Annotated in this window: 8 protein-coding genes and 2 pseudogenes; 6 read left to right on the forward strand and 4 right to left on the reverse strand. The window is 70.1% G+C overall.

The window, feature by feature from the left end; translation table 11 throughout:
- Nucleotides 1-56 precede the first annotated feature (56 nt).
- Nucleotides 57-1,397, forward strand: a complete 1,341-nt coding sequence (locus ACFVFS_RS34660; RefSeq protein WP_380628857.1) for a hypothetical protein — start codon at nucleotides 57-59, stop codon at nucleotides 1,395-1,397.
- Nucleotides 1,398-1,423: 26 nt separating this feature from the next.
- Here ACFVFS_RS34660 and ACFVFS_RS34665 read toward each other — a convergent pair whose 3' ends face one another.
- Both ACFVFS_RS34665 and ACFVFS_RS34670 read right to left on the reverse strand, forming a co-directional pair.
- Nucleotides 1,424-1,687, reverse strand: coding sequence for a hypothetical protein (locus tag ACFVFS_RS34665; protein WP_380628858.1), 264 nt, complete (start codon nucleotides 1,685-1,687; stop codon nucleotides 1,424-1,426).
- 585 nt (nucleotides 1,688-2,272) lie between these two features.
- Nucleotides 2,273-2,788, reverse strand: a complete 516-nt coding sequence (locus ACFVFS_RS34670) for a hypothetical protein (protein ID WP_380628859.1) — start codon at nucleotides 2,786-2,788, stop codon at nucleotides 2,273-2,275.
- Nucleotides 2,789-3,032: 244 nt separating this feature from the next.
- On the opposite strand from ACFVFS_RS34670, the gene ACFVFS_RS34675 reads away from it, so the two are divergent.
- On the forward strand, nucleotides 3,033-3,428 hold the full coding sequence (locus tag ACFVFS_RS34675; protein ID WP_380628860.1) for a hypothetical protein: 396 nt from the start codon (nucleotides 3,033-3,035) through the stop codon (nucleotides 3,426-3,428).
- Nucleotides 3,429-3,443: 15 nt separating this feature from the next.
- Here ACFVFS_RS34675 and ACFVFS_RS34680 read toward each other — a convergent pair whose 3' ends face one another.
- A complete protein-coding gene (locus ACFVFS_RS34680; RefSeq protein ID WP_380628861.1) occupies nucleotides 3,444-5,036 on the reverse strand; it encodes an ISL3 family transposase in 1,593 nt (530 codons plus the stop codon).
- A 136-nt stretch (nucleotides 5,037-5,172) separates the two neighbouring features.
- On the opposite strand from ACFVFS_RS34680, the pseudogene ACFVFS_RS34685 reads away from it, so the two are divergent.
- Together ACFVFS_RS34685 and ACFVFS_RS34690 are read left to right on the forward strand one after the other, a co-directional pair.
- Nucleotides 5,173-5,238, forward strand: a pseudogene (locus ACFVFS_RS34685) (hypothetical protein); the annotation flags it as partial.
- A gap of 61 nt (nucleotides 5,239-5,299) precedes the next feature.
- Nucleotides 5,300-5,731 (forward strand): annotated as a pseudogene (locus ACFVFS_RS34690) (tetratricopeptide repeat protein); the annotation flags it as partial.
- A 22-nt stretch (nucleotides 5,732-5,753) separates the two neighbouring features.
- Here ACFVFS_RS34690 and ACFVFS_RS34695 read toward each other — a convergent pair.
- A complete protein-coding gene (locus ACFVFS_RS34695) occupies nucleotides 5,754-6,056 on the reverse strand; it encodes a hypothetical protein (RefSeq protein ID WP_380628862.1) in 303 nt (100 codons plus the stop codon).
- Between the two features lie 611 nt (nucleotides 6,057-6,667).
- Here ACFVFS_RS34695 and ACFVFS_RS34700 point away from each other — a divergent pair.
- Nucleotides 6,668-7,000 (forward strand): hypothetical protein, encoded by a 333-nt coding sequence (locus ACFVFS_RS34700; protein ID WP_380628863.1) that lies wholly within the window; start codon nucleotides 6,668-6,670, stop codon nucleotides 6,998-7,000.
- Between the two features lie 266 nt (nucleotides 7,001-7,266).
- Entirely contained in the window at nucleotides 7,267-8,184 is a 918-nt protein-coding gene (locus ACFVFS_RS34705) for a DUF6891 domain-containing protein (RefSeq protein WP_380628864.1), read from the forward strand.
- Nucleotides 8,185-8,275 lie beyond the last annotated feature (91 nt).

The following is an 8,275-nucleotide window of genomic DNA, read 5'->3' on the forward strand; positions in this document are numbered from 1 at the left end:
GCCCCAGGGTGGGTAGCCTTCGAGCAGATGATCGCTGAACTGTTATGGGACTGCCGGTGACTGACTACACAACTCATGCGCCACTGCCGTCTGCGCTGTTCAGCGAGCCGCACATCCGCCGAGCGCTGGCGAAGCGCGACTTCGGCCCCGTCTTCCGGGCGGCCCACAGGGTGGGCATCAGCTGGAACCGGATCGCCGCGGCGTGCGATTTAAAGCCAGAGCGGGTATCACTAGTAGGCCGCGGCCAGGCGACAGTCACCGCCCTGGAGACGATCGAGCGGATCGCCGACGGCCTACGGATTCCCGGTGTCCTTCTCGGTCTGGCTGCGCGACCCTGGGAGGACACCGCCAGAACAACTCCCCCGGAGCCCAGCTATGACGCCCTGGCAGATGACCCCATGAAACGCCGCGATCTGCTGCGCGGTGCCCTCGCCGCCGGCATCACCGGCCCGGCTCTCACCGCCCTGACCCACACCCGCCAGCACCTGGACATGGCGCTGACCGGCGCGCCCTCCCCGTCCTCCGACCTTGACCACTGGGCCGCGACCGCCGAGCACTACGCCTACGGCTACGGCGGCGCCGCCCCCGCGGCCCGCCTCGCGGAGATCGTTGCGGACGTCGCCGACCTAGGCCCGTCGCTGCGCCGTCCGCAGCCGGCGCCCGTACGCATGGAGCTGTGCCGTTCAGCGGCCCAGCTGTCGGGCATGGCGGCAATCTGCCTGCACGACCTCGGGCAAGCGCGGGAAGCGCGGGCCTGGTTCGGCTCCGCGGCAACCGCGGCCGAGGAGTCCGGCGATCGGCAGCTGCACTCCTGGGTCCTCGCTCGGGAGGCAATGACCCCCCTGACCTACGGCGCGCCACAGGCGGCAGCCGACCTCGCCGAGCGGGCTCGAACCGTGGCCGGGGAGGCACCCTCCGCAGCCGCTTCGCTGGCGGCAGCCGTCGCGGCCCGTGCGTACGCGCTGGCCAAACGCCCCGAGGAGGCCAAGGCCGCCCTTGCCGCAGTGGAGAGCCTGGCCGACCGGCTACCCGAACAACAGCGGGCGGACACCTGGCTCGCACTGCCCAGGCAGAAGGAACTCGTCCATCTCAGCCACGCGTACACGCTACTGGGCGAAACCGGACGGGCCAGGGACGTCCAGCAGCAGGCACTCGCGCTGACAGGACCGGCGAGCTACCAGGCTCGTACGCTGCTGCTACTCGACTGCGCTGTGGTCGAGCTGCACGACGGCGACACCGACGCCGCGTGCCGCCAAGCCGTCGACGCCCTGGTCGCTCTGCCCGCCGACCAACGCACCGGCCTGACCCGCTCACGGGCGCGAGAGCTCTACAGGGCGGTGCCCTCCCAACTGCGCGGGCTACCGGGAGCGCGGGACCTGCGAGACCTGATCGCCTGAATCACGGCCACACGACGGCATGATGATCAGTTGATGAGGCCCATGCGGCGGTGGCCGAAGAGATCTTCGGGCTCGTAGACGGCCATGAGCGCGCCGTCGGCGCGGTCCGGGCTGGACACCCCGCGGGCCTTCATCGACTTCTTCGACTCGATGACGGTGGCGCCGGAGCTGCTGGTGCCCATGTTCGGTGAGGACAGCTGGACGGCGCAGGCGTGGTCGACGCGCAGGCGTAGCTTGGCGGCGCCGGTGGCGGGGTCGGGTTGGAGGAGGGCGCGGCAGGCGAGCCACATCTCCTCGGCTACGGCGTGTGCTCCATGCTCGAACGCTGGGGCGAAGAAGGCCGCCACCAGGCCGACATCATCGGCGTGATGGTCTCCGAGAATGTCGACCCCGACCGCGACAACCCCGCCCAGCTGATGCGCCCCCACCGCAAGCGCGACGCCGTTGCGGTCGACCTTGACGCAAACCGGTGCGTGGGAGCGCAGCGAGGCGGTGCACGGGAGCGCAGCGAGGCGGTGCACGGGAGCGCAGCGAGGCGGTGCACGGGAGCGCAGCGAGGCGGTGCACGGGAGCGCAGCGAGGCGGTGCACGGGAGCGCAGCGCGGCGGTGCACGGGAGCGCAGCGCGGCGGTGCACGGGAGCGCAGCGCGGCGGCGAGGCGGTACGCGCGGTGGATCTCTTCCAGGACGCGTTCGGCGACGTCGGCGCACGGCACTCACCGCGGCGGCGGCCACGCCGATCCTCATGAACGGCCCCAGCTACCGACCCAACAAGCGCCCGAGGGGATCTGCCACGAAGGATGAGAAGGTCCTGACCAAGTAGTTCACGTTAGCCATCGCGGGTCCCGGCGACGGGGCCCGCCGAGCGCGCCGAGCTCACGCCTTGAACACCGAGCCGTTCTCCACCACGTAGTCCGGACGCCCTTCGCCCGAGCTGAGGAACCGCCAGTCTTCCCACTCCGGGCGCCCTGCCGGGAACACCCCCAAGGACATGCCGGACGAGAGCATCAGCTGAAGGTCGAACTCGTCGCCGATGCGCACGTGGTCGACGACGGGAGCATCTGCTGCGATGAGCTGCGTGACGGCTTTGACGCGGTCGTCGAACCGGCTCGTCCCGATGTCGCCCCCGGCCTCGAATCCGGCTCCGGCCCGCGCACCCGGAACATAGAGATCGCCCTCCTGGACCATCGTGGAGACGCCGTTGAGCAGCCGCCAGCGGCACTGCAAGTGCAGCGACATCTCCGGGCGGACTGTGTGCTCGCCATGGTGGTCCACCCATGGCACGTCGTCACCGAACGTGAGCCAGACAAGCGTCGCGGCCCGGCCGATGGCCGTGAACGGCCGTCTCTCCAGCTCGAGCAACGCGGCACGAGTCGCCTCAAGACCGGTCACAGCAGTCTCATCCTTCCTCGGCGCCGACGAACCCGAGTGCCGGCCGAAGGGCGGCATCGGAATCACAGGATATGGACGCAAGGTCCGAGGACCTGGGGAATTACGGGCTCTGTCGAAGATCTTGTGATCAGGTTTGAGTCAGGCGGTCGGATGGTTGTGCGCCTCGGTGGCGCACGTCTGGCTTGTCGGCACCTCGGGCTAGCATCTCTGCGATTCGCGAAGGACGACCGGAGAGGGGCCGAGTATGCAGATCGCTGGCGTCGACGTCTACGTGAATCACCCCGTCCTGGCGCTGGGATCAACTGACTGGCTGCCGGTCTTGAGTCTGGAGGAGGAACCGGCGGTCTCCTGCGACACCCATGTTGCGGTGCGGGTGAAGGCTCAGGTGCAGCTCATCAAGGTTCGGGTCTTCGCCGAGCCGGTTGACGAGGGACCCGGGCCGGACGACTCCTTCGTGACGGTCTTCGACGGGCCGCTCGCGTTGACCGACGGACGGCTCGTCATCGGTGACGTCATGGGCGAGACCCGCTTCGTGAAACTCGTCGGCGAACAGGGCAGACGATGGGTCCGAGTGGCCGTGAATGAGCCCGGCTGGAACGCCGTGGCCGTCGATATTTCGGTAGGCCCGAAGCTTCAGTAGGCGTCAGGGCCAGAGTCAGACCGTGAGAAGTATCCGCTTGCGAAGTAGGTCGAGGTTGGCACGACCGTAGCCCTTGCGCTTGATCAGCTTGATTCTCGTGACCTGGCCCTCCGCCTGCCCCGAACTCCATGAACTGGACAGGCCGGCGGCGACGGCGTCCTGGTCCCGGCGAAGGCCGGTGACCAAGGAGTGCAGTGCGGGAAGGTCGTCGGCGAGGACACGGTTCATCCAGTCGGGCAGCAGGTCGCCGCGTCGGTCGTGGAGCATGGTGGCGAAGTCCCGGACGTGCCGGGCTGCCGCGTCCAGGTGCGGGCAGGCGGCCCGGATCTCCTCGAGCTCCTGGGCGTCGCCGGCAGGGAGCCGGTCGGGGTTGGTCACGATCCAGCGGACCACGCGGCGGGGTCGCGGGGCAGGCCTCGGTGTCACGGGAAGCCCTCGCTCCTTCGCGGGGCGGAGGTAGCGGCGGACAGTTTGGACGTCTCCCGGGAAGCCGAGTTTTTGGACTTCGCGGTGGAGGCGGGGGATGTCGTGACAGCCCTCGTTCCAGCGTTGGTGCAGGTGAGGCTTGTACTCGTCGAGGATGGACTGCCGGTTGGTCGCCTTGACCAGCAGTTCGTCGATGCTGTCGGCGCGGGCGAAGCGGCGGACGGTGGAGTGGTCCAGCCGCAGTTCCAGGCCGATCGCAGCAAGGGACTTTCCGTCGGCCAGGCGTTCCTGCACCGCCGCGTAGCGTTCCTTGGTGCGGGCGACCACGCGCCGCGGGCGGCGGGGACAGTCGCGCGCCCCGTCGGGAGGGTCGAAGGGCGGCGCCGTGTCGCGCGCTGCGCCCAGCTCGGCGGCCGGACCTGCCGCGAATGCGGACCGGATGCAGCGGTGGTGCGAGCCGACGGTCTTCTCCACGGCCTCGGCGACGTTACGCCACAGGTGCCACCCGTCAGCGACCTGGATCGCCTGCGGGGCGCCGGTCCTGGCGCCTTCGGCGTAGGCCCCGGCCCGGTCCCGGCAGATGATCTCCACCTCCGGATGCCCGGCCAGCCACGCGGCCAGCGGTTCGGCCTCCCTCCCCGGCAGCACGTCGACCGGCTGGCGGGCCTCCAGGTCCACCAGAACGGTGGCGTACGTGTGGCCCTTGCGCCACGCGAAGTCGTCCACGCCCAGTACCCGAACCGGGGCTCGGGGAGGATCGGGCACGGCGCGAAGCAGGTGCAGCAGGGTGTCCTTCGCGGCGCGCATGCCCAGCATCGCGGCCAGGCGGGCGCCGGGTCGGCCGGCGAGCGTGCGCGCGATGGACATCAGGACCGATCGCAGCAGCGGGGTCTTACGGGCGTGCGGCTTGGTGAGTCCCTCGATCTGCTCGGCGAACGTCACTGCCGAGCAGGCGCTGTTCAGGCAGCGGAAGCGGCGCACGAGCAGCTCGACGACCACGGCTCTGCCGCCGATCGCCGCGTCCGCGAGCCGCCGGACGTACCGCCCATGCACTCGCCCCGACGGCCTGGAGCAGTGCGGACATATTGCCCTGACCGCCCGCGCGTGGGCGTGCAGGACGACCTGGGCCGTCGACTGCTGGACGAACTCGACTACAACACCGGTCAAATGAGGAAGAACCATCTCAAGGTTCCGTGAACTGCACGCCTGACATCGTGTCAGACCCCTCCGGCCCCACGGACCCGATCACAAGATCTTCGACAGAGCCGAATTACGTGACCGTCCACAAATCCTTGGCCGTGACCATCCCACGACCCTGATTGCCCGCGGCGACCTCGCCAGCTCCTACTGGAAGGCGGGACGCACCGGCGAGGCGATCGTCATTGAGGAGCAGGTAATCGCCGACCGCGAGCGCGTTCTCGGCCACGCCCCCCGACACCCTCGCCACCCGAAACAACCTCGCCACCTCCTACCGGCGGGCCGGACGCGCTTGCGAGGCGATCGAGTTGTTGCGCTCCGTCGTGGAGGGCCAGGAGCATGTCCTGGGACCCGCGCATCCAGACACCGCAATATCAAGGGTGGGCCTGGCGGTCATGCTGACCAGGCAGGGGCGTTCGTTGCTGCCCGGTGACAGAGCGGGGGCGTGGCGGGACGCCGCCGAGGCGGTTCAGACGGTCGGCCCGTATCTGTCCGATAGTCCGGCCGTGTACGGGCGGGCGCTCGCCGGTGCGTACGGGCTTGCCGCGGCCGTGCTGGAAGCCGACGGGCAACCCGGCGCCGCCGCCGAATACCGATCGCGCGCCGTCCAGGCCGCGGCCACCGTGCCACCGCAAGCGCCCCGACCTGATAGCGACGCCACGGGCGGGATCCGGCAGTGATCCCAGCCCGCGCCGGTGCCGGTCAGAGCAGGCGTAGCGGGATCGCCACGGCCCGGGTGGCGCGGGCGACGGTGGCCGTGCTGCTGGCGGTCATGCTCGTCCGTGACGGCGATCGGGGGTTTTCAAAAGCAGTCCGGTGGGCGGCTTCGCGCAGCTGGTTGTAGGGGTGGGTCGGGATGGCCTCAAGCTGGGCGGCGGCCATCGGCGTATGGGCCAGCCGGGCGAGGGCGTCGGTGCGGTAGGTCTCGACGGCGTCCCGGACGGTCTGCAGGTCGGATCCGGGAGCGTTCTCACGGCCAGCGCTGGCCGGTCGGGCGGAGGCCATCGCCGCGCGGAGCTCAGCCTCGGTGCGGCGGGCGGTCGCGTTGACGTGGCGGTGGTCAGAAATTCTTACCCGGTCCCGACAGCGGTGAGTGTGGCACGGCTTCGGCATTGGCCCCAAGACCGGCGCTTCGTCCGGGATTGACGGGACCGACGCCCGCTGACCGGGTATGAAGCCGACCCGGCGACAGCGGGGGCTCTCGGTCCGGCAGTGTCGGACGACCGCCGCCGTTCCACCTTCCTCGCGGCGGCAGGGCCGCCATCCTGTCGGGTCGCCCGGCCGGATCGGCAGGGCCGCCTCGCGGCACTGGGGGCGCCCCGCAGCGCTCCGAGACCGGGCCGTCCCCCAGTTCCAGCTTCGTGGGAGCGCCATCAGTGCCGGAGCATGGTGCGGGCGGCGGGCCCAGTTCGAGGGTTCTCCCCTCGGGGCGGGTCGGGTGGTGGGACACTTCCGGCCACGGGGGCTGTGTCGGTGGGGAGCTGGCAAAGGGGGCGGGCGCGGGTGCGTCGGTGGGTGTGGTGGACCGGGGCCGCGGTGTGTGCGGCCACCGGTATGGACGGCCGGGTAGTCACCGCCTACCCCATACGCTGAGCACGGGCCGAAGGAGGAATTCCATGGGTGTGGACGTCGAGTGGCACTCGCGTGTCCCTGACCTGCCCGACTGGCACGCGTCCCGGCGGACGCTGCTGGGAGCGGTGACCGATGAGGACGACCTCCTCGCGGACCTGATCCCCACACTCGACGCCGAGAGCTTCCCGGTTCTGTCCGCGGTGGACCCTTACGGGGACACCGTCCTGGACAGCGGGCAGGCGACCATCGCCCTGTCGGAAGTGACCCGACTCGGGGCGGGAGCCTGGAGCGAGCGCATGCTCTGCGAGGAACTGGCGCGTCTTCTGGAGCGGTGCGCAGAACGGCCGGGATCGGTCGTGGCCTTCATCGGAGACTAATCCGACGAAGGCCCTGAATGGCAACTGGCTCCTGCTTCCCCGACCTCGCGCGGGGAAGCAGGAGCCAACAGGGGCGACTCCGACAAGGTCGTCCTCCCCGCAGGCGCGGGGGTCAGCCGCCGTCCGCGCAGCGCTGACCAACTCGAGGCTGTCGTCCAACCTCAGCCAACGGCCACTGCGAACACGACTGGTCGAGTTGTCGCAGCAGCAGTTGCATCGCGGGATTCGAGAGGCCCTCCGTCAGAGGGGTGTGTCAGAGTCTGCCCATGCTCGAGATCGTGGTGAAGACTGAGAACTGGGAGCGGCACGTCCGTGTGTCCGTCGAGGAGCTGGCCGGGCTGGTCCGGCGAATCGGTGGTGACGGTGACCGGTTCCTGGTGGTCCAGCGCATACCCGACCTGCCTGACGTCTTCGCCCAGGTCTGGCACCGGGCCGGCGGTGACTACACGCTGGAGTACCGCGCCGGTGCCGCTGACCGGCACTTCCAGGCGATGGCCGACGGGCCGGGGGCCGTGATTGCGGCGATGACCGGCTGGGCCCGCCAGGAGGCCGGATGGGACGGTGGTCTGGATTGGTCGCTGCTGGACACGGGCCCTGCCCGCGAGGCGCAGCCGCTCGACCTCGACGAAGGCGAGCGCGCGAAGTTGGAGACACGTGTCCGGGAGGTGCTGGTAGGCGGTTACGCCTCCCGCGCGGAACTGGCCGAGCTTGCCGAGGAGTTCCTGGTCACCGAGGACCGCCGGCCCGTCTCGCGCGAGCAGGCGCAGGCGCTGGCCGACCGGTTGTGGGCGGAGCGGGTCGCGGAGCAGGCCGAATGGCGGGGCGAGACCGACCCTGAGCGGCTCACCCACGCGTTCACCGCCCTGCAGGAGGCCGGTATCACCGCCCGCGAGAACTTCACCTGCTGTCGCAGCTGCGGCCAGTCCGAGATCGGCGGCCAAGGCGGGCCTGAAGCCCGCGGCTTCGTCTACTTCCACGCCCAGTGCACGGACTCCGCCGCAGCCGGCCGCGGGCTGACGCTCCTCTACGGCGGCTTCGACGACTCGTCCAAGACCACTGCAGCCATCGGCCACGAAGTGATGGCCGCCCTCCAAGCAGTCGGCCTCCCCGCCGAATGGGGCCACGACCCCGGCCGGGCCATCACCATCACCCCCTTGAACTGGCGCCGCCGCCTGATCGGCTAGGTGTACTGACCACGGAGGTTGGTGACAGGGCTCACGGCGTGGTGATCTTGAAATGAGTGAGGGCCTTCTGGCTCGGTGTGGATTGCGACAT

This window comes from Kitasatospora sp. NPDC057692, assembly GCF_042799475.1.
Lineage (GTDB): Bacteria > Actinomycetota > Actinomycetes > Streptomycetales > Streptomycetaceae > Kitasatospora.